Source organism: Pseudomonas sp. MF5691, assembly GCF_016405645.1.
Taxonomy (GTDB): Bacteria; Pseudomonadota; Gammaproteobacteria; order Pseudomonadales; family Pseudomonadaceae; genus Aquipseudomonas; species Aquipseudomonas shahriarae.
Genome location: NZ_JAEKDC010000001.1, coordinates 534,562 through 556,439 on the forward strand (window position 1 = coordinate 534,562; position 21,878 = coordinate 556,439).

Here is a 21,878-nt window from a genome sequence, read left to right on the forward strand (position 1 = left end):
AAGATGAAACATCTGTTGGCGCTGTGTGCGCTGTGCTGGTTGCCGATCTCCGCACCGGCCGCTCCCAACATCAATGTCGGGGTGTTCTATGACTACCTGGACGGCGATAAAAGTACCTACCTCAAACGGGTTTTCAACGGCGGTGACAGCACGGCATTTATCAAAGTCTCGGTGATGGAGATCCTCTACAACGCCGACGGCACCTCCGAGGAAGTGGAGCTCAAGAGTAACCTCGAGAACACCGCCCGCGACGGCTTGATGGCCACCCCGGCACGCCTGATCGTCCCTGCCAATGGCATGCAAGGCACACGTTTGCTGTACCTGGGCGAGCGTGACAAAGAGCGCTATTTCCGCCTGCGTTTTGTGCCGGTGATGCCGGAGCCGGAGGACGATTTTGCCGTCTCCAGCGACGAGCGCGAGGCCTATAAAACCAACCTCTCGGCCGGCGTCACGGTACTGGCGGGGTTCGGCACAGTGTTTTTCGTGCGGCCCAAGGTCACGCGCTTTGCCACCCGTATCGACGATCAGCCCACTGAGTACGGGATGCATAACGATGGCAACAGCGTGGTGGTGGTCGACCAGTTCAAGGACTGCGCCAGCGACGGTGCCCAGGAATGTTTGCCCGTCACCAAGAACCACATCCTGCCGGGCCGTGCCTTCAGCTTCCCCAAGCAGGCAGGGCGTACGTATCGCTTCACTCTGGTCGAGGGCAGCGAGAAAAAACCATATGAGGTCAAAGGCTAATGGTCATTGAAAGAGCACATAGGCACGGGCACCGCCCATGCAGAGGCTGCAAAGTCGTGTTGGCAGCACTGTTGCTGGTGGTTGTCACGTTGCTCAGTACCCAGGCCCACGCGATCCGTGAAGAGCAGGTGTTCGAGGTCTCCGTCACCATTCCCACCGCCGACTTTTATGTGCTGCCGATCAACCCGGTGTTTTTGGAGCGTGAGCAAGAGATGGCGTGGAACCTGGTGACCCGCACGCTCAAGCCGTTGCGCGAACACTTCGACGTGAAAAACAGCGCCGGCGGGATTGTCGCGCGCCTGGGCGATCTGCCGGTGCTGTCCAACGGCCGGCGCCTGATCCTGTTGAACGTGTCCTTCAACGGCCAGGCGCTGGACCTGACGGACACCCTGGTGGTGCCCGCCGATCAAGCGCGGGTCGGCAAGCGAGTGCTGTTGGACATTGCTGCCGTCGAGCCGGAGGACGGCTACGTGCCGGGCGACTATTTTGGCAGCGTTAACCTGATATTCGACGCGTTGCGACCGTAAGAGGTGGTTATGAAATACGTTTATGCAGTACTGGGCGCGTGGCTGTGGTCCTTCAATGCCTATGCCGGGCCGGCCATCAATGTCGGGGATTTTTACGATTACTTGAATGGCGACAAAAACACTTATCTCAAGCGCGTGTTCAATGGCGGCACCAGCACCGCGTTCGTCAAGATCAATGTCACCGAAATGCTCTACAAACCCGATGGCAGCTACGACGAAGTACCGCTCCAAAGCCAAGGCGACGGCATGGTGCGCGATGGCCTGATGGCCAGCCCGGCACGCTTGATCGTGCCCGCCAATGCGATGCAAAGCACGCGCTTCCTGTTTATGGGGGAGCGGGACCGGGAGCGTTACTTCCGGGTGCGCTACTTGCCCGTGGCGCCGGAAAAGGACGATGACTTTGGCGTCAACGACGAGGACCGCGCGGCGTATGAGGCGTCATTGACGGCAGGTGTGCGGGTGATGTCGGGGTACGGCACGGTGTTCTTTGTGCGGCCCGAGCACAGCCGTTTCGATACCCGCACCGAAAACGGTGGCCGCACCTACACCCTGCGCAACGCCGGCAACACCGTCGTGGTGGTGGATGAGTTCAAGGACTGTTCGGTAGCGGATCGTACGGACTGCGCCCCCGTGACCAAGAACCATATCTTCCCGGGGCGGGTATTCAGCTTTGAAAAACAGGCCGGGCGGACCTACCGGTTTTTCCTGGTGGAAGGCAGCTCCGAGAGAGTCGTCGAGATCAACGGCTAGGGCGCGCTGCACAAGGTGTGGCCAGCGGGCTGCAGATAGGGCGTCAGCACCGGCGCCATGCCCTTGAGCACCTGGACCGGCAGCGCCGAGGTAAACGTGAAGTTCTGCGCACCGCTGCCGGGGACAAAGGCGGTCAAGGTACCGAAATGCCGATCGCCGATATAGAACACAAACGTCGCCGTGCGGTTGATTGCCTTGGAACTGAGGACGCGCCCGCCGGCGCCAATGGCTTCGATGCGATTATCCCCGGTGCCGGTCTTGCCGCCCATGGCCAGTGGCGTGCCGTCGGCCAACTTGAAGCTGCCCGACAGCCTTTTTGCGGTGCCTGCGTCTACCACCTGGGACAACGCACTCCGTAGGGCTGTGGCGACTTCGCTGGGCATCACCCGCTTGCCTTTATCGGGGTGGTTCACCAGTCGGGTTTCATAGGGCGTGCCAGGGGCGAAGTGCAGGCTGTCGATCCGCAGCGTCGGTTCACGTACCCCATCGTTAAGGATCGTCCCTACCAGTTCCGCCAAGGCTGCCGGGCGGTCACCGGAGCTGCCGATGGCGGTGGCCAGGGACGGCACCAGGTGGTCGAAGGGATAGCCAACCGCCTGCCAGCGCTGATGAATATCGAGGAACGCCTCAATCTCCAGCATGGTGCGGATACGGGTGTCCCGGGCGCTTTTGTGGCGGCTCTTGAACAGCCAGCCATAGACTTCCTGGCGCTCGTACTGGCTGGCGGCGACGGCCTGGGCGAAGGTGGCGTCGGGGCTGTTCAGCAGGTAGCCAAGCAGCCACAAGTCCAGTGGGTGGACCTTGGCGATGTAACCCTGGTCCGGCAGGTCATAGGCGCCGGGGCCGTAGTCTTGATAGAGCTTTTCCAGGCGTGCATCGGTAAGTTTTTCCGCGGCCTTGGTCCCGGTCAGATGGGAGCGCACAAAGCTGTTGAAGCTCTGCTGGCTGGCCTGGGGCAACAGGTACCGGTGCACGGCGGCCAGGCGAATGGCGGTGGGGTGAATGCTGTCGAGAAAAGTCGCTAGCCGGGCCTGGGTGTCCTTGTTGCGGTATTTTTTCCAGAACCGCAGCAAAAAGGTCTTGCCCTCGCGGTCGGCGAACTGGGCCAGGTATTCCTGGCGGCGCGGGTCGCTGTCGTCCTTGAGCAACTGGGCGCTGTTGCCCGGTGCCTGGTAGGTGCTGTAGCGCACCAGGTCACGCATCAGCCGGATAAACGGCAGGTTGATGGATTCGCGCAGGGCATCACGCAGGGTCGGGTTGCGGCCATTGTCTTCGTTGCGAAAGTTATTGAAGCGATGCAGGCCGCCGCCGGTAAAAAAACGTTCGCCGGGGCTGGCGGAGTACTGCCGGTCGAGGGCCGCGTCGAGCATGTTCGCCAGGCTCCGGTCGCTGTTTTGCACCAGGTAATCCACGGCCCAGCGGGACAGGCGGTCCTGCTCGTCGAGCACGACTTTTTTCAGCGCGGCGGGCGTCTGCCCGGCATAGCGCTCGTGCAGTTCGCCGATGATTTGCAGGTAGGTGGTGAGCACCCGCAGCTTGGCGGTGGAGCCCAGTTCCAACTTGCTGCTCTCGTTGATATCGAAGGGTTGGTCGGTGTTGTCGGTTTGCACCCGCACCCGGGCGCCGTCGGGTGTCATTTCGTAGAGGTTGAAGCTGTAGCGCACCTGAGCGGTGCCGGCCGCGGTCAGCAGGCGCGGGCCGAGCAGGCCGAGTTGGCCGGCAACGCTCGGGTCTGCCAGGCGCTTGAGGTACTCGGTGGCCTGGGTTTGCAGATCGCTTTGCAGGGTACTGGTGGCGGCCAGGTCGAGGCGGTCCAGGTCGTACAGCGAACGATTGAGCAGGGCGGCCAGGCGGCTGCGGGCGACGCTGATGCCCTTGTTGGTTTCGATTGGCCGGAGGGTGGGTTGCTGCTGCCAGTCCCGATAGTTGACCTGACTGGCCAGGGCCGCCGTGGACAGTGCCGGTTCGATCACGCCGTTCTGGGCCAGCAGGCGGATATGGCTGTCGGTGAGCTGCGCCAGTTCATCGCGGCCCTTGGTCAGGTAATGGGACGGGCGGCGCTGGGCAATCATCAGCGACAGCACTTCACGCAGGGCCAGGCCTTTTTGCGCCAGGGATTGTGGGTCGCTGCCGGCGAGCAGGGCGTTGGTCTGGTTGAAGTCCGCGCCGTACCACACCCTCAGGCCCTCGGCCATGCCATGCACTTCGCCATGCCCCGGCACTGCCGACAACGGCACGCTGTTGAGGTAATCGCGCACGAGGTTTTGCCGTGCCTTCAGCGTCTGCGGACCATTCTGATAAGTGCGCACACTGGCGGAAATCATCTGACGAATTTTTTCGCCGCCGGACAGGGTCAGCCCGTCGGGGGAGTGGCGGTACTTTTCCAATTGCGTGGCGAGGGTACTGCCGCCCGCCGTCTGGCCGGGCAAGTGCAACACTTTGGCGACCTGGGACCAGGCGGCCTTGGCAAAGCGCGGCCAGTCCACGGCGGGGTTGGCCTGGGGCTGGGCGGGGTTGAGCAACTCGCGGTTTTCGATAAACAGCAGGCTGTTGACCACCAGTGGCGGGATATCGGCAAAGGAAGGGTAGAGCTGCTGCGGGTAGCTGAACTGGTACAGCGCGGTGCCACGGCAATCGGTGATCGACAAGCCCGCCTGGACTTTCTCGGCATAGGGCACGAACAGGCCGTGGCGAGTGTGGTTCATCAGCGCGTCGGAGAAGCGCGCCTGGGACTGGATCAGGTAATCGCGCTTGAGCAGCCTGGGTAAGAAGTCACCCAGGGCGCTGTAGCCCAGGCGCTGATCGAACGGGCCGGCACCGGGGTAGACGATGGCATCGCTGGGGCCGGGCTGCACGCTGTAGGTCAGGGTTGCCGCCAGGCGACTGAACTCCCGCGCCTGCCACTTGGACGTGCGCATTTCCCGGGAAGCGGCAAACCCCAGCGCGATCAGGCCCATTACCAGCAACAACCACAACATACGCCAGGCATAGCGTCGTTTGCGGGGCTTTTGGGGCGGTGGCTGTTCATCCGGGCTGTCGGTTGGCACCGCAGCCTTGGCCGAATTGGTTTGCCACGAAGCACCCATAGTCGATTGATCCATTCACGCAGATTGATCGGACTTGTCTGAAGCTTAGACGCTGGTAGGCGTGTAGGAAGGATTTGTGTGGAGTGTGAGATTTTGGCCGAATGCACGTGGCGTGGTGCGGGGGGATCTACCTATCTCTCCTGTGCAGTTGTTTGGGTGGGTGTGCATACCCGTTGTTTACAGCCAGCCCTCTGAATGTCTGCAAACACCGCGAGCGGTGGTCAGGCAAGGGGACAAGCCCCCACGCCAGCACACCGCAGGGAAGGCCCGTCCTAGAGCCATCCCCGCAGGTAAATCCGCCAAAGGTAGGGGCATGACTGTGCACCATCCTTGTGCAATACTCGCCGCCGTTTAATGAAGGCAATTCCTACATTGCCCAGGTGATGCTCCTCCGTAAAAGGCGCTTTTGCCGAGAGTTCTCGCTGAATCTTGCTGTTTATTGAGTGAAAAGCCCTGCTCATGGCTTTTTATACTGCACCCCCGCTGAGCGGGCCCGGTTTCTAGGGCCAGGCAGGTTTGCCCAAAAGGCAGCCTGGCAGGAGGGCGTCGTGGCGATCCGCCGTGATGCCGGACACTCGGTGGTTCATATCCAATAACAAAATGAGGTTGTACCCCTATGCCTGTTGGCAACCATCTGCCCCATGGCGAGACCGCTCAAGGCGGTCCGCTCAAACGCGAACTCGGCGAACGGCATATTCGCTTGATGGCGCTCGGCGCCTGTATCGGTGTCGGTCTGTTCCTCGGTTCGGCCAAGGCCATCGAGATGGCCGGCCCGGCAATCATGCTGTCCTACATCATTGGTGGCCTGGCGATCCTGGTGATCATGCGCGCCCTCGGTGAGATGGCCGTACATAACCCGGTGGCCGGTTCCTTCAGCCGTTATGCCCAGGATTACCTCGGCCCGTTGGCGGGCTTTCTTACCGGCTGGAACTACTGGTTCCTCTGGCTGGTGACCTGCGTTGCGGAAATCACCGCCGTTGCCGTGTATATGGGCGTGTGGTTCCCCGATACGCCGCGCTGGATCTGGGCCCTGGCGGCTCTGATCAGCATGGGCACGATCAATCTGATCGCGGTAAAAGCCTTCGGTGAGTTCGAGTTCTGGTTCGCCCTGATCAAGATCGTCACCATCATTGCCATGGTTATCGGCGGTGTCGGCATCATTGCCTTTGGTTTCGGCAACGACGGCGTGGCGCTGGGGATTTCCAACCTGTGGGCCCACGGCGGCTTTATGCCCAATGGCGTGCAGGGCGTGTTGATGTCCCTGCAGATGGTGATGTTTGCCTACCTCGGCGTGGAAATGATCGGCCTGACCGCCGGTGAAGCGAAGAACCCGCAGAAGACCATCCCCAATGCCATCGGCTCGGTGTTCTGGCGCATTCTGTTGTTCTACGTCGGCGCGTTGTTCGTGATCCTGTCGATCTACCCGTGGAATGAAATCGGCACCCAGGGCAGCCCGTTTGTGATGACCTTCGAGCGTCTTGGCATCAAGACGGCTGCCGGCATCATCAACTTCGTGGTGATCACCGCCGCGCTTTCGTCGTGCAACGGCGGGATCTTCAGCACCGGGCGCATGCTCTACAGCCTGGCGCAGAACGGCCAGGCCCCGGCGACCTTCGGTACCACCTCCAGCAACGGCGTGCCGCGCAAGGCCCTTCTGTTGTCGATCTTCGCCCTGCTGCTGGGGGTGTTGGCCAACTACCTGGTACCGGACAAGGTCTTCGTATGGGTCACCTCCATCGCCACCTTCGGTGCGATCTGGACCTGGGTGATGATCCTGCTGGCCCAGCTCAAGTTCCGTAAGAGCCTGAGCCCGGCCGAACAGAAGGCCCTGAAGTACCGCATGTGGCTGTACCCGGTCAGTTCGTACCTGGCCCTGGCGTTCCTGGTACTGGTGGTGGGCCTGATGGCTTACTTCCCGGATACCCGCGTGGCGCTGTATGTGGGCCCGGTGTTCCTGGTATTCCTGACCGTGCTGTTCTACGTGTTCAAGCTGCAGCCGACCCAGGACGGTCTTGGCGCGCAACGTTCGGCGTAATCCCCTGACCCCTGGCCTGCCTGTTTGCTTCACAGGCAGGCCAGTCGCGCTTCAGACGTGCATCAACGTCCGTTGCGTGCCCTCGGTCAACTGACGCACAAGGCGGTTCTGTTCGGCCGTTTCCTCGTCGAGCAGTTGCTGGTGGCGGGTCCAATACTCATCCGAGTCCTTGGTCGGAAACTCCTGATTCAGCGCGCCGACTTTGTAAGCGATGGTGCCCTTGACGGTGAAAAACGCTTCCGGCTCGCTGCTGGCCAGATACTCGACCCAGAAGTCGGTCATCAAGATTGCTTCCTGCAACGCCGGTGACTGGCCGAGTGCCCGCAGACTCCTGCGCGCTTCATTGACCACCTCGTCGGTGACGTAATCATCCACGGTGTACAGCAACGCCAGTGGATAAAACGGCAGGTTGAATTCACGGGCCAGTTTGTCCCGCAGGTAAACGGTGACCTCGGCGGGGTCGACTTCAAGCCCTGCCTGCTCGCGCTCAAGAATAAACCGGTCGCAAAAGTGATCCAGCTGGTTCAGGTAAAAGCAGCTCTTGGCCAGCTCCAGCAATGCCCTGTCGGCCAGGTAACTCCTTGGCTGCTGCTTGGCCTGATGGATCCGGTGATGCAGCTCCATGTTGGTAAATGCCAACAGGACGCTGTCGCCGCAATTGCCTGAACCATAGGTATTGAGGCAGACCGCGTTGCGCAGTTGCGTCGACTCGCCCATGGCGATCAGCAAGGTCCAGACCCGCTCGGTCAGGCGCGCCCTCGATGCCGTGTGGCGATAGGCGTGGGTTCGCTTCAGGTCACGCAGCACCCGGAACACATCATCGGCCCTGGCGGTTTCATTCGCTTTCAACTGTTCCCACAGCTCTCGGCGGGCGGGCACGTCTTGTGCCGCGACGCCTGTCAGCCAGGTGTCGAGGTCGTTTGCCGCTACGGGAGCATGGGCCGGTGTGCGAAGTTGCCCGCCCAGGCGGATGCCGGTATCCAGGCGGTATGTGTCGATGCGCGCCAGGGTCTCGGCGGACAACGGGTTTTCATGGAGCAGGGTGTTGCGATTGGCAGTTTGCAGCCATGGGTTGGTGAAAACCTCTTCAGGGATGGTGGTGATCCCGTTTGCCTGCAAGTGCAGTTCTGTCAGGCTTGGCAGGGCGCTGGCGCCGATGGGCCACTGAGTGATGCCTGTATTGGCCAAGTGCAAGGTATTCATCTGCAGCATCCGGCTGACATCCGGTACGAGGGTCAGGTCCGGATTATCGTTCAGATCGAGTTTCTGCAGGTTGACCATGCTTGCCAGGCGTTGCACAGACTCTTGGGTCAAGTGCAGGTCGTTGTCGTTCAGGTCAAGGTGGGTAAGTGTGGTCATGTCGGTGATCGCCTGGGGCAGTTCAGTCAGGCGACAATCAATGCGCAATGCCTTGAGCTGGGTGAACTTGCCAAGAAACTCCGACCCTGTCGCAGGGAACGCATTGCCGGAAATCCGCAGGTATTCAATGTGATTGAAGCCGGTGGTGCCCGTCAGGAATGACGCAGGAGGCAAGCCTTCGTCGTCCAGTTGCAACTCCAGCGAGGGCACGTTGAATAGCCCGGCGATGTAAAACGTAGCGTTTTCCTGACGCCATGCGCTGCGCAGTTGGTAGGCAATATGGCGTCGCCTTCCGCGGTTCATGCCCAGGGGATCGTTGAGCTCGTTGTCGGTCGGCAACAGGGTTTCACTCCAGCGCGACAGCTCCACATCCATGGCCTGATACTCCGCCTGGCGGCGTTCCAGCTCGAGCAGTTTTTCTGGGTCGCTCATGTTCAATGACTGCAGCAGTCGCCGTGCATCGTCGTTGTTGAAATGGTGGTACAGCTCTTGGACCTTGGCCACCAGGTCCGGTGGCCGGGGGCCGCGAAAAGGCCAGATTCGTTGCCATAACGGATACACCAGGAACGAACGGTCAACGCCCATCGCCGGTTGCATCCAGGGTTGCAGGTGTGGGATGTCCAGCAGACCCTTGATTTCAATACGGCGGGCGAAGGCCAGTTCGGCAAGCTGGTACTGCAGCTCGGCGATACCGCTTTGGGTGTCAACCTGAAGCAAGCTCTGCTCGGCAGCAGACAAGGTACTGAGAATGACCCGCAGCAATCTGTTCGATGGCTGGCCCAGCGGTTCGCCCTGTTGGTCATAGGCCTGATACCCCCGGTTGGTCCTGGCGATCGTCTTGCGTGATGTCCCCACCAGATGCCCTGCCGTTTCCAGCAAGCGTCCCTGGTTGTCCCATTCGCGAATATCAATGCGCAGGGTTTTCGGCCAGGCGGGCAGGAGTCGCAGCAGGTACAGGGTGATCCGGTCGCTGTCGGCATTGGCGCAGGCATCCACATACAGGCCTTCGTACGCACGGTTCAGGCGCAAGTCGTGGGCACTTGTGCGCGCCTGTTCCGCCAGGCGCAGGCTCAATTGGTTGTGCTTATGCAGTTGTCTGAGCTCCCGTGACGAGGCCTGGCCCAGGATCGCCTTGACCGTGCTGGTGGGCAGGTCCGGGTGTTTGGCCTTGAAACGCCGCTCTTGCTCGGTGCCGCCGGACTCGCTGCGTCGGTACAAAGACTTGAGGAGTTGCGCCCGTTCCCGTTCGGTGTATTCGACGATCCGGGTGACCAGTTGGACCAGACGCTGCTCGGTGGTCTTGGGGACCTGCCCCAGGAGGCCCTCGATAACGTCATCGTGGGGGACGATGGCCTCGAGCAGCCGGGCACTTTTGAACTGCGCATCGGTGACCGTCACCACCTGGTTGTCGGGCCGCTGGTGCTCGGGGTATTGGTGGGTGACGCGATTATCGCGGTCGACAATCTGCAACACATGGGTGTCGGGCCATCCGGGCAGGCTGGAGATCACCAGCAACTGCAGGTCCGGACGGGCGAAAGGGTTGCTGGGCAGGGCATACATCGCCTCGATGAACCGGTTGATTTCCTGGTCGATGCGCAAGCGCTTGCACGTATCGGCCAGCAGCGGCGGCGATGCCCGATTGCTACGGTGTATCTGGCGCAATACATGGGGCGGGGTGTCGGTCAGGGCGAGAATGGACGTGGCCATATCCTTGGGGAATGCGTAGTGGTCGCTCCCGAGGCGATAGAGCAGGCTGTGGTCATCCCAGCTCATCGGGTTCTCGCTGGACAGGCGCCAGGCACCTTCACCGTTGTGCTCCAGGGTCGGGGTGTCGACGCCGACCTTTTGCGGGTGCATGAGCCGCCACTTGAATACCCGTCTGTCATAGATGATCCGATACCAGGAGCCAAACAGGGGCAGGTAATGGTCGCCGCTGAGGGGAAGCAGGCCCAGGGCGTCGAGCTGCAGTTTGTGTGGCAAGGACAGGGTGTGTTCGTATTGCGCCAGCGAACCGTTGGCCAGCCTGACAAAGCCTGAAGGGCCGCGCTGGTTGCTCATGTAGTCGCCCAGGGTAGCGCGCAGGCCCAGGGCATCGGTTTCGCTGCTCATGCTGAGTAGCTGCCGTTCATGGGGTTGCAGCACTGAGCCAATGGCCAGGTAGAAGCTGTCCACCGCCGGTGACACGGCAATCGTGCCGGCATTGCGCATGTCATAGGCCTCGTAGACGCCTTCGCCGAAGTGGCGCAGTTCCACGGTGAGGTCGTCGGGGCCGCTGGAGACATAAGGGCTGGCGATGGTGTCAGCGATCACTTCGGTGATGACGAATCTGCGTTTGAGACGTTGCTGTATCAAGGCGGAAGCGAACTCCCTGGCCCATTGATCGGCGTCGTTGTTGAACTGACGGGGGTGATACAGCGCGTCGATGGCGGCGTCGATGCGCAGGGCGGTGCGGTGAGTGTCCAACAACTCATAAAAGGCCGTTGGCAAAAGCCCGCCACGCAGGTAGGCCTGTTGTTGGCTTGGGGTCAGTGGATGCTGTTCCAACAGCCGTTGGAGCAGTGCCGGTGACAATGGGCTGTTGAGGTCGCGCATTTTTTTCAGCAGCGGGGTGACGGCCACCAGGGGCTCTGCTGCCTTGACCGGCAAGAAACGCCGGACAGAGGGGGGCGGCAGTTGCTCGCTTTTTTCATAACTGGCGTAGTTCACCAGGGCCGCGAACAAGGCCGTGCGTTCGCGCCGTGCCAGGTCTACAACGGCACGGCGCACTGCCATGATCCGCTGGGCGGGGGTGGCATCGGCTTGCTCCGTCAGGCCCAGTTGCGAGGTGTCGGGCTGCAGGCTGATGACCAGGTCCAGCAGGGGGGCGGCGCGGTAGCGCGGCTGACCGCGATGACGTTCGGCCTGGTAACTGCCGTCTTCGTTGCGCACGATTGTCAGGGTCGTCAGCCCAGGCACCCGCTGTTCAGTCTTGCCAAAGGTTTCGATCACTGAGCGTTGTGGGTCGCTGATGCTCAACAGGACTGCGGCGGGCCACTCGGGCAGTTGGGTCAGCAGGCACAGCACCACGCTATCGCCATAGGGGGGCAAATAACCGGCTTCGTGGAAGTGTTCGATAATCTGCTGGATCACCTGATCGGCCTGCAGGCGCCGCACGCCTTCGATCAGGTTCAGGGGGGGCGGTGCGCCGCGCCAGACATTTTCCAGGATGGCGCGGGAGGTGGCGGTGCTGCGCAGCATCCGTTCCAGGTCGACCGGGGAGATGATCGACGAACCATTGTGCAGCATCTGTTGCAGCAACTGCGTATCCGACAGGTCTTGGGTGTGGTGCAAGTCGAAGGTCCAGGCTTGCAACTGCGGGGCAAACACAATCGCAGGCTTGTAGGCGCTGCGGCTGTTCTTGAGCACGTAGCGCTGATTGTGCTGGTCGTGGATGACCTCGGCCACCAGGGTCTGGCGCTCGTGGTGCAGTTTGACGTACTGCCTGCCTTGTACGGTGAACACGCACAGGGCATCGGCACTTTTACCTTCGAGCAGGTATTGCTGGTCATGGGCGTAGTGGCGGGCGTCGGGTTTCCACAATTCATCCACGCCGTCGGGGCGCGTGACCTTGCGCGGGTTACCCAGCTGTTGCAGGTAGTGGAGCATGCGCTGGCGATGGGCTTTGCCGGCAACGCTGATCAAGCGCCCGCTGACGGCCAGATCGGCGACATCGGTCAGGGTCGAAGCGAAGCCGCTGGCGTCGCCCTTGATGGCTTCATCCAGGCCTGCGCTGACGCTGTAGGTCATGCTGCCGAGCACCGCCAGTTGCATGACCCGATTCATCCCCGTGACCCCACCGGGCAGGGGGGTGAGCAACAGTTGCAGGACTTCGTTGGCGATAGCGGCGGTGGCGTCCTTGAGCGCTTGCCAGTCGGCTTCGGAGCGGGTGTTGGCGAGGGTGTCGATATCGGCCTGGCAGCGCTGGATCTGGCGATAAGTCAGGGCTTGCAGCAGGGTTTCGGTGGGGCCGGTGGCAGGGTCGGTGGCGAAATGAATGTCGTTGAGCGTCTGTTCCGGGAAGGCTTTGTGAAAGCCGTCATACAGAAGCCCGGCCAGCCAGCTCATGCCCTCGGGGCGTGGTTCCTGGGTCAGCAACGGCCGGAACAACGACAGGCCTACCAGCGGTAATTGGCGGGAAAACCAGCCGAGGTCGCCTTGCTGGTGACTGTCGAGCAACTGCTGGCGAAAATCAGCCTCGGCCGAGCGCGCGTCGCGGTGGTAGCGGAACGCGCCGCCGGGGCGAAAGGGGAAATAGGACAGCACCGCGAGGCTGGCCACTCTGATCAGCAGCAATGGAACGGGAATCGCACTCTGCCAGGGCACAAAGGGCACGGCAATCACGGGGGTGACGCCCGAGGTCAGGCTCAGGCTCTCGACGACCAGGGGCGGCCCGTTGCCCTCGATCAACGCCGTGAGGCTGTCGTATACCGCCTGGGTCATGCCGTTGTGGGCACGGTTGCGCCAGGCGTCCAGCGCATCGAACCGCAACAGTGCCAGCGCCGCCTCGCTCATCAACCGGCGCAGCGTGCCGCTCTCGCCGAGTGTGGCCTTGATCCTTACTTGCAACTGGTGGCCCAGGTCCAGCTCGCGGGCGATGGCGATGAACGCCCGGGCGCTGAGGCTGCGATCGCCATCGGGGCCTACCACGCGGCTGGCGTCCACCAGGCTGTAGCCGGAGTCCTGGCGAATGGCGGAGGTAAAGCCGAAATTCACGCAAGCGGCTTCCCACAAGGTCATGCTCTTGACGTGTTCGATTTCGCGCAGATTGCTATCGGAGCGGCGGGGCACGCGGATGTGGCTGCCCGGCTGACGATCCCAGGGCAAGGCTTGCTCGACCTTTTCCAGGTAGGTGGTCTCGAAGCGGTATAACTGCGGGTCGCGTCCGCCGATCCGGTTGCGCAACTGCATCAGGCCGTCTGTCTTGAAGGCCCGGACCACTCGCTCTTTCTCGGTTTCAACCGCCGCCAGGGCTGCGAGAGCGTCGCGTTGCAGCTGCAGAAAGCGTTGTTTTTCCTGGGTGTCCAGGCCATCGAGGGCCTGGAGAACGTTGCGCTGGATCAGCTCCAGCGCCTGTTGTTGGGCCCAGGCGGTACTCGATTGCAGATTGCCAGACAGGCCGTTGAGTAATTGATGAGTCGGCATGTGCTCTACCTTTCACGATAAGTGGAAGGTAGATGGAATCAGCCCGCACCCAGGCTCGGGGGCTAACTATTTAAGGGGCGCTCATCACTGCGCCGGGCCTGGTCCAGTTGCTTGTTGAACTCCAGCCATGCCGCCAGCCCAGCCATCAACGCCAGGCCCAGCAGTGCACTGAATATCTGCATCGGCCAGGCGTCGTCGACCTGGGCGTTGAGCATATCCGCCAGCGGCGCCAGTAAGACCCCGAGGCAGAACACTTCCAGGGAATAGCGACCCATGCGGCAGCTTTGTTGCGCCAGCCAGTTTTGTGTCCAGGCGCGGCCAGGCAGCAGCTTGGCGGTGACATAGGCCAGGGCGAGGAAGTGCAGCAGGCGCACCGGCGACAGATCGGTCTTGCTGATCGGGTACAGCAGGTTGCTCAAGGCGGCGGGCATCAGCTCATCGTGGATCTCGGGCCAGCGCCAGGACACGGTAATCACGCCGGCCAGCAGTGTGTAGGTGGCGGCGGCAAGAAACAGCGGTTGTCGCTGCAACGGCCGGGTCTCAGGTGCATGGGGCTGCCCGGCGCGGATTGCCGCCGCGCCGCCGAGCACGAACAACAACTGCCAGGTCACCGGGTTGAAGTACCACACGCCATCGGCAATCGCCGCCAGGTTCCAGCCCAACTTGGGTGCCAGCAGGTACACCACCAGCGACACCGCCACCACCGCCAGGGGCGCGCGCACAAGTACCGGCAGCACCAGCGGCAAACCGAGCAGCAACACGATGTACAGCGGCAGTGGGTCCATCAGGTTGGGCTTGAAGCGCAGCAGCAATTCATCGGTCAGGGCTTGCTGCGGGTTGGTGATGAAGTGCGTGAGGCCCATTTCCTGGACCAGGTCGCGGGTCTCTACCTTGCTGTTGGCGAAGAAGACGATGCCCATCAGCATCGCCAGCAAGAAAATATGCACCACATACAACACCCAGGTACGGCGCAGGATTTTCAGGCTGACCATCCAAAAACCTTCGCGCTGCAACACTTTGCTGTAGGCCAGTATCGAGGCGTAGCCAGCGAGGAACACGAAGACTTCGGCGGCATCGCTGAAGCCGAAGTTACGCAGGGTGATCTGACCAAGGGGGTTGTGAGGCACGTGATCCCAAAAAATGAAAATCAACGCCAGGCCTCGAAAAAAGTCGATGCGCGGGTCGCGTCCGTTAAGCATGGCTGCGGGCTCTTGAACAGTGGGTTAAATAGTGACCCGTGAGTATCGGCAATGGTCCTGCCGCGCATCGGGCGGGCGCAGGTTGGCGGTATTTGTAAGCAATTGCAAAGGATGGGTATTACTGAATGTCTCAATTTCGGGATGGGATTATACCGTCGGTCGTCTAACCGTCCCCACCTGTTATTTCTGACAGTAGACGAGGTTTTGTCGGCATGGCTTGCTTGCCCATCGACGGCGATGGGCAACGAGGCGCGATGGTGGCATGGGCAGACTATGGATGGGGTTCTCCACCTACACGGTGATCGGCATCGCCAATACGGTGATCCACTGGCAGCTGTTTTTCGTGCTCCGGGCCGCCTTTGATCTGAGCCAGGCCTTCAGCAATTTCCTGGCCTTTTGCGTGGCGGCGACCTTTTCGTTTTTTGTGAATGCCACTTTCACCTTTGGTATGGCGGCTTCGGTGGGCCGCTACCTGCTGTTCATCTTCTGCCTGGGCAGTTTGAGCCTGGCGGTGGGGTGGCTGGCGGATCGCTGGCGCTTGCCCGGGCTGGTCACCGTGGTGGTGTTTTCCCTGGTCAGTCTGGTGTGCGGTTTCCTGCTATCGAAGTACTGGGTGTTCCGCAGGTCCGCCCCATGAAGCTCTCGCTGATCGTGCCGTTGTTCAATGAGGAGCAGGCGACACACCTGTTTTACCGGGCCGTACGCCAGGAACCGTCGTTGCAGGATCACGAAGTCGAGATCGTGTTTATCAATGACGGCAGCACCGACCGCACGGGTGATATCGCCAGGGATATCGCGTTGGCCGATAGCGATGTGGTGTTGATCAACTTTTCCCGCAATTTTGGCAAGGAACCGGCACTGTTTGCTGGCCTGGAGTACGCCAGCGGTGAGGCGGTGGTGCCCATGGACGTCGACTTGCAAGACCCGATTGAAGTGGTCGCGCGCCTGATCGAGAAATGGAAGGAGGGCGCCGATGTGGTCCTGGCCAAGCGTCGTGATCGCTCCAGCGATGGCTACCTCAAACGCCACAGTGCCTCGATGTTCTATCACCTGCTCAATCGCATCGCCTACACCCATATCGAAGAAAACGTCGGCGACTTCCGCCTGATGGACCGCAAGGTGGTGGACGTGATCAAGGCGTTGCCGGAGCAGCAACTGTTCATGAAGGGCGTACTGTCCTGGGCCGGGTTCACCGTGGCGATCGTCGAATATGACCGGGTTTGCCGGGTGGTCGGCCACAGCAAGTTCAATGCCTGGAAACTGTGGAACCTGGCGCTGGAGGGCATCACTTCGTTCAGCACCTTGCCCTTGCGGTTATGGAGTTACATCGGTGCCGGTATTTCGTTATTGGCGCTGGGGTACGCGGGGTATCTGATCATCGCCAAATTACTGTTTGGCAATGAGGTGCCGGGGTATCCGTCGCTGATGACGGCGATTCTGTTTTTAGGCGGTGTGCAACTGATCGGAATTGGCATATTGGGGGAATATGTGGGGCGGATTTATATGGAAACCAAGCATAGGCCGCGGTATGTAGTCGCCAATGTAGTGAAGAACCAGGAGACGCCAGATGAGTCAATTTGACGGGGTGACTATGGGCGGTGCTGATAACTCGAAGCGAACAAAAATTGATATTTCCCTGGGGCTTATAGCGTTCTATTTTTTTGTGTTGTTGGTTTCAGTGGGGGTGCGGTTTGCCGAGTTGACTGAAACAGGTATATGGCTTGATGAGGCTTTTAGCCTGCTGCTGAGTATGAAGCCGCCTTCTGAAATTCTGTCTCATACGGCCCGTGATGTTCATCCGCCACTGTACTATCTGATGTTACATGAGTGGATCAAGGTGTTCGGTAATGGCGCTTTTGCCGCCCGCAGTCTGAGTGTGTTTTTTGGGGTTGTTTCGGTGGCGCTGGGGATCTGGTTGTCGCACCTGTTGCTCCCTCGACGTGCGGCAATGCTGGCAAGCATATTATTGGCGATCTTTCCGGCGGCCGTTCGCTACAGCCAGGAAGTCCGTATGTACTCGTTCCTGGGGGCTTTGATGCTGGGCGCGACGATTGCATTTATCTACTGGCTTGACCGTCCGCAGAGTAAAGTTCCGCTCGCCCTGTACATCCTGCTGATGGTGGCAGGGCTTTATACGCACTATTTCGCGGCTTTATGCCTATTGTCCCATTGGGCCTATATTTCGCTTCTGGCAACGTCTCGACAGATAAAATATAAGTACCTGTGGAGTCGTAGTTGGTGGCTGGCCAATGGTTTGATTGTGATTTGTTTTTTACCCTGGTTGCCCAGCCTGCTAAATCAATTGACGTATTCGAGGTTGGACTGGATCGCCCAGCCGGGTATTAAGGAATTGGTCGAGCTGACTTGGTTTTTTCTGAACTTCAGTGAAGGTCAGCAGGTGCCTGTCTGGGGAGGTTATGGCCTGGCCTTGGTGGTGTGGATCGCGTCCGTATTTATTTGTCTGTGGGATGCAAGTGAGCGAAAAAATAATGCACTTCTTGTTGTGTATGTATGGTGCCCGATAGCGGCGATCATGCTGGTGTCATTGTTTTGGCCGCTGCTGTATCCACGTTATTTTTTATTTGCCGGGCTGGCGTTGCCTCTCGTCATTGCAATGGCACTGGAGGGCGTGTCGACACGAAGTAAGTCGGCGTTCGTCATCGGTTTGTCAGCGGTTATTCTGCTTGAGTTGAATGGTTTGTGGCATGTGTATAACAAGACGTGTACGTGGTGTTATGAAAACAATCAGCTGGGCGCGCTGGCCGATTATGTTGACCACACTTCGCAGCCGGGAGACGGGGTGTTGGTGCTGGAGCCTTTCATGCACTTGTCCATGATCTATTACCTCAAGAACGAACGCCCTGCGATGCAGTACACACCAATAAACGCGGATGGCACATCAGGGCGTCCCAACGGGTATCAGATTTCCACACTGATTCAAGACAGGGCCGATCAGATCTATGTCGATGACCTGGAATCGCTCACAACGGCCTCAGGCCGACTTTGGCTGATTGATGCCCAGGACCGTGGCACCCTCACGCGAAAGCTTCCTGCCCATTGGCAGTTGCTTGGCACCTATAGGGTAGGTAAGGAAAAAGCCCAGCTTATGGCTATTTGCCCGTTGGCGAGTGGCTGCCAGAAACCGCCTCTTCAATGACGGATTAAAACCCATCCATCAACAACACCCGACAAGGCTTGGCCTGATACGCGTTGATCTGCGGCACCAGCCGGGTGAAGTGTTCGGTCTGGCAGTGGGCATCCAGCGCGGCCTGGTCGGGCCATTGCTCGATAAACACAAAGTGCCCCGGGTCTTTCTGGTCGACGAACAAGTCGTAGGCGATGCACAGCGGTTCCTGGCGGGTTTTTTCCACCAGTTCGGCGTACCAGGGGCGCACGGTTTCCAGGTGTTCGGGTTTGATAAAGTCTTCGGCGATCACTTTCAACACAACAGTTGTCCTTTAAGCCGCTTCTACTTCATGGGGCTCGAAACTGTCGGCCCGCGCCATTTGCCACATCCGCGAATAAAACTCGCCGTTCACTTCACCGGTCAGCAGTTCCCCTGGCTTGAGGAACACATGCAACTGCGAGAACAGCTTGATCTCGGTGGCCGACATGCGCCGTACCAGGTGTTTGGCCGACAACTGCGAAGGGTGATCCAGGCCGGCCGCCGCGAGCATTTCCGCGAGGGCCTTGAGGGTGTTGCGGTGGAAGTTGAACACGCGCTGGGCCTTGTCCGGCACCACCAGTGCGCGCTGGCGCAACGGGTCCTGGGTGGCCACGCCGGTCGGGCATTTGTTGGTGTGGCAGCTCTGCGACTGGATGCAGCCGATGGCGAACATAAAGCCCCGGGCCGAGTTGGCCCAGTCGGCGCCGATGGCCAGGACGCTGGCGATATCGAAGGCGCTGACGATCTTGCCGCTGGCGCCCAGTTTGATTTTGTCCCGCAGGTTCAGGCCCACCAGGGTGTTGTGCACAAACAACAGGCCTTCACGCAGGGGCACGCCGATATGGTCGGTGAACTCCACGGGGGCGGCGCCGGTGCCACCTTCCTTGCCGTCGACCACGATAAAGTCCGGCAGGATCCCGGTCTCGAGCATGGCCTTGGCGATGCCCATGAACTCCCACGGGTGGCCCAGGCAGAATTTGAAGCCCACGGGTTTGCCGCCGGACAATTCACGCAACTGGGCAATAAAGTGCATCAGCTCAATCGGCGTGGAGAAGGCACTGTGGCGTGACGGCGAGATGCAGTCTTCGCCCATCATGATGCCACGGGTTTCGGCGATTTCCTTCGTCACCTTGTGCTTGGGCAGGATCCCGCCATGGCCGGGCTTGGCGCCCTGGCTCATCTTGATTTCGATCATCCGTACCTGCGGGTTTTGCGCCTGCACGGCAAAGCGTTCGGGGTCGAAACGGCCGTCGCTGGTGCGGCAGCCGAAGTAGCCGCTGCCCAGCTCCCAGGTCAGGTCGCCGCCGTTTTCCCGGTGGTAGGCGCTGATGCTGCCTTCGCCGGTGTCGTGGGCGAAGTTGCCGAGCTTGGCGCCCTGGTTGAGGGCGCGGATGGCGTTGGCGCTCAACGAGCCAAAGCTCATGGCCGAGATATTGAACACCGACGCCGAGTACGGCTGGGTGCACTGCGGGCCGCCGACCACCACGCGAAAGGCGCTGGGGTCGCTCAACGGGGCCGGGCGCATGGAGTGGCCGATAAATTCGAAACCGGACTGGTACACGTCGATCAGGGTGCCGAAGGGTTTGTCGGCGCTTTCATTCTTGGCCCGCGAATACACCAGCGAACGCTGGGCCCGGGAGAAGGGCAGGGCGTCGCTGTCGGACTCCAGCAGGTACTGGCGGATTTCCGGGCGAATGCCTTCCACCAGGTAGCGGATATTGCCCAGGATCGGGTAGTTGCGGCGCACCGCGTGGGGGCTTTGCAGCAGGTCGAACACGCCGATCAGGCTGAGCACGCCGGTCACCAGGGTCATCGGCCAGAGCCATTCGTGTTGGATAAAGGGGAGGCTGGCGAGGGTGAAAATGACACACACGGCAAAGAATGCATAACGGCTAAGCAACGACAGGCTCATACGGTTTCCTTGGGTTCGGACGCTCTATGACCTGTAGGAGCCTGCTCCTACAAGGTTCTATTCTTTATGCGGGTTCACGGTTCAACACGGGGCCCAGCTTACGGTCGAGTTCCTTGCCGGGGCAACCGCAGAGAACCCAAGCCTCTCTTGGTATTGCAATACGTTCTCGTTTGGGTGCATTATTTGCGTTACTGTATAACGTATTAATCCTGCCCAGATGCCCCGGAGGCCCTATGAAAGCTGGTATTCACCCCGACTACCGCACCGTGCTGTTCCACGATACTGCTGCCGATGTGTTTTTCCTGATCGGCTCCACGGTCGACACGGATCGCACCCACCAACACACCGATGGCAACACTTACCCTTACATGGCCCTCGACGTGTCCAGCGCGTCCCACCCGATCTACACCGGCCAGCAGCGCAAGACCCAGGTCGAAGGGCGGATTGCCGGGTTCAACAAGCGGTTTGCCTCGTTTGGCTCCAGCCCCAAGCCCGCTGAAGCCTGAACAGCAGAGGCGTCACGCCGCTGTCTGCCGGATCGGTAGCACCACCCGAAAAGTGGTGCCCCTGCCGACTTCACTGCTCACCGAGATATCCCCGTGGTGTTTCTTGACGATGCCATAGGACAGCGACAACCCCAGGCCCGTGCCTTCGCCCACCGGCTTGGTGGTGAAAAACGGGTCGAAGATTTTCTGCAGGCTGTGGGGCGCAATCCCGCAGCCGTTATCCGCCACCTCCAGCCACACCCGATCGCCCTCGACCCCATTGCTGAGGGTGATCGTGCCGCGCTCCGGGCCCATGGCCTGGGCTGCGTTGATCACCAGGTTCATCACCACCTGGTTGATTTGTGAGGCCAGGCATTCAATCTCGGGCAGGGGCTGGTAGTGCTTGATCACGTCCGCCTTGTGCTTGAGTTCACTGGCCACGATGTTCAGGGTCGAGTCGATCCCTTGCTGCAGGTTCGCCCATTGCCATTGCTCGTCGTTATCGACCCGGGAGAAGTTCTTCAGGTCTTTGACGATCTGCGTCACACGGCCGATGCCGTCCTTGGATTCGCGGATCAGGATCGGGATGTCCTCCTTGAGGAAGTCCAGGTCCAACTCGTTGCGCAAGGCGCTCAGTTGTTCAAGGCAGTCACCGGGCGCCAGGGCCGCCTCAGCCTGTTGATAGGCGTCGAGCATGCGCTGCAATTGCTTGAAGTCACTCTCCAGCGTGCCAAGGTTGGAGGTGACGAAGCCCACGGGGTTATTGATTTCGTGCGCCACCCCGGCAGCCAGTTGCCCCAGGGAGGCCAGCTTCTCCGATTGGATCAACTGGCTTTGCAGCTGCTTGCGCTCGTCGATTTCCTGCTGCAAGGCCTGGCTGGCAAGGGTCAGCGCCTCGGTGCGCTGTTCTACCAACTGCTCCAGGTGCACGGTCTTCAGGCGAGCACGACGGGCCATGTCCCATTTGGCCGCCAGGGTATTGGCCATCTGCTGGACTTCGATATTGTCGAAGGGCTTTTTCAGGATCAGCAGCCGGTCGTGGGCCTTGAGACGCGACAGCAACTCTTCCCAGGAGTAATCCGAGTAGGCGGTACAGACCACCACTTGCAGGTCCGGGGCGACTTTCCACAGCTCTTCGATAGTCTGAGCACCGTCCCAGCCCTGGGGCATGCGCATGTCGACAAACGCCAGGGCGTAGGGTCGTGCTTGTTGCATGGCCGCACACAGTTGCTGCAAGCCTTCCTGGCCGCCGTAGGCCGAGTCGAGTTCAAAGGTCTGGGCCTGGGGTTTGGCGGCTTCGCCAAACAGCGCGCTCTCCATCTCATCCAGCGCCGCGTTCTGTTCGAGCGTCGGCATCAGGATCTTGCGAAAGTCCTCGTGGATCGAGGGGGTGTCATCAATCAGCAGAATGCGCCGGTTGTAAAGAGAGGGCAT

Annotated in this window: 14 protein-coding genes; 8 read left to right on the forward strand and 6 right to left on the reverse strand. The window is 60.4% G+C overall.

The window, feature by feature from the left end; all coding sequences use genetic code 11:
- The first annotated feature begins 3 nt into the window (after positions 1-3).
- Genes JFT44_RS02500 through JFT44_RS02510 form a run of 3 tightly spaced genes read left to right on the forward strand, consistent with a single transcriptional unit; the run spans position 4 to position 2,021 of the window.
- Positions 4-744, forward strand: coding sequence for a molecular chaperone (locus JFT44_RS02500; RefSeq protein ID WP_120734468.1), 741 nt, complete (start codon positions 4-6; stop codon positions 742-744).
- A 56-nt stretch (positions 745-800) separates the two neighbouring features.
- Complete coding sequence (locus tag JFT44_RS02505; protein WP_057438311.1) at positions 801-1,271, forward strand: CS1 type fimbrial major subunit; 471 nt, start codon at positions 801-803, stop codon at positions 1,269-1,271.
- 9 nt (positions 1,272-1,280) lie between these two features.
- Entirely contained in the window at positions 1,281-2,021 is a 741-nt protein-coding gene (locus JFT44_RS02510) for a hypothetical protein (protein WP_057958568.1), read from the forward strand.
- On the opposite strand, the gene JFT44_RS02515 is transcribed toward JFT44_RS02510, so the two are convergent.
- On the reverse strand, positions 2,018-5,107 hold the full coding sequence (locus JFT44_RS02515; protein ID WP_198830320.1) for a transglycosylase domain-containing protein: 3,090 nt from the start codon (positions 5,105-5,107) through the stop codon (positions 2,018-2,020). The genes JFT44_RS02510 and JFT44_RS02515 overlap by 4 nt on opposite strands.
- A gap of 616 nt (positions 5,108-5,723) precedes the next feature.
- Between JFT44_RS02515 and JFT44_RS02520 the strand changes: the two genes are divergently transcribed.
- A complete protein-coding gene (locus tag JFT44_RS02520; protein WP_057958570.1) occupies positions 5,724-7,142 on the forward strand; it encodes an amino acid permease in 1,419 nt (472 codons plus the stop codon).
- Positions 7,143-7,193: 51 nt separating this feature from the next.
- Here JFT44_RS02520 and JFT44_RS02525 read toward each other — a convergent pair whose 3' ends face one another.
- Positions 7,194-13,682 (reverse strand): NEL-type E3 ubiquitin ligase domain-containing protein, encoded by a 6,489-nt coding sequence (locus JFT44_RS02525; RefSeq protein ID WP_198830321.1) that lies wholly within the window; start codon positions 13,680-13,682, stop codon positions 7,194-7,196.
- A gap of 62 nt (positions 13,683-13,744) precedes the next feature.
- On the reverse strand, positions 13,745-14,881 hold the full coding sequence (locus JFT44_RS02530) for an OpgC domain-containing protein (protein ID WP_115128918.1): 1,137 nt from the start codon (positions 14,879-14,881) through the stop codon (positions 13,745-13,747).
- 262 nt (positions 14,882-15,143) lie between these two features.
- Between JFT44_RS02530 and JFT44_RS02535 the strand changes: the two genes are divergently transcribed.
- Genes JFT44_RS02535 through JFT44_RS02545 form a run of 3 tightly spaced genes read left to right on the forward strand, consistent with a single transcriptional unit; the run spans position 15,144 to position 18,038 of the window.
- Positions 15,144-15,518 carry a GtrA family protein gene (locus tag JFT44_RS02535; protein ID WP_057444425.1) on the forward strand — a complete coding sequence of 125 codons (375 nt, stop codon included), beginning with the start codon at positions 15,144-15,146 and terminating at the stop codon, positions 15,516-15,518.
- The gene (locus JFT44_RS02540) at positions 15,515-16,462 is read left to right on the forward strand and encodes a glycosyltransferase family 2 protein (RefSeq protein WP_198830322.1); all 948 of its coding nucleotides are present in this window, start codon (positions 15,515-15,517) and stop codon (positions 16,460-16,462) included. Before JFT44_RS02535 ends, JFT44_RS02540 begins: the two co-directional genes overlap by 4 nt.
- Positions 16,449-18,038, forward strand: coding sequence for a glycosyltransferase family 39 protein (locus JFT44_RS02545; RefSeq protein WP_198830323.1), 1,590 nt, complete (start codon positions 16,449-16,451; stop codon positions 18,036-18,038). The genes JFT44_RS02540 and JFT44_RS02545 overlap by 14 nt, the downstream gene beginning before the upstream one ends.
- A gap of 4 nt (positions 18,039-18,042) precedes the next feature.
- On the opposite strand, the gene JFT44_RS02550 is transcribed toward JFT44_RS02545, so the two are convergent.
- Together JFT44_RS02550 and JFT44_RS02555 are read right to left on the reverse strand one after the other, a co-directional pair.
- Positions 18,043-18,327: a putative quinol monooxygenase gene (locus JFT44_RS02550; RefSeq protein WP_057438320.1), complete on the reverse strand. Its 285-nt coding sequence runs from the start codon at positions 18,325-18,327 to the stop codon at positions 18,043-18,045.
- Between the two features lie 12 nt (positions 18,328-18,339).
- Positions 18,340-19,959: an FMN-binding glutamate synthase family protein gene (locus JFT44_RS02555; RefSeq protein ID WP_057438323.1), complete on the reverse strand. Its 1,620-nt coding sequence runs from the start codon at positions 19,957-19,959 to the stop codon at positions 18,340-18,342.
- Between the two features lie 233 nt (positions 19,960-20,192).
- Between JFT44_RS02555 and JFT44_RS02560 the strand changes: the two genes are divergently transcribed.
- Positions 20,193-20,465, forward strand: coding sequence for a type B 50S ribosomal protein L31 (locus JFT44_RS02560; protein WP_057958577.1), 273 nt, complete (start codon positions 20,193-20,195; stop codon positions 20,463-20,465).
- Positions 20,466-20,477: 12 nt separating this feature from the next.
- On the opposite strand, the gene JFT44_RS02565 is transcribed toward JFT44_RS02560, so the two are convergent.
- A complete protein-coding gene (locus JFT44_RS02565) occupies positions 20,478-21,878 on the reverse strand; it encodes an ATP-binding protein (RefSeq protein ID WP_198830324.1) in 1,401 nt (466 codons plus the stop codon).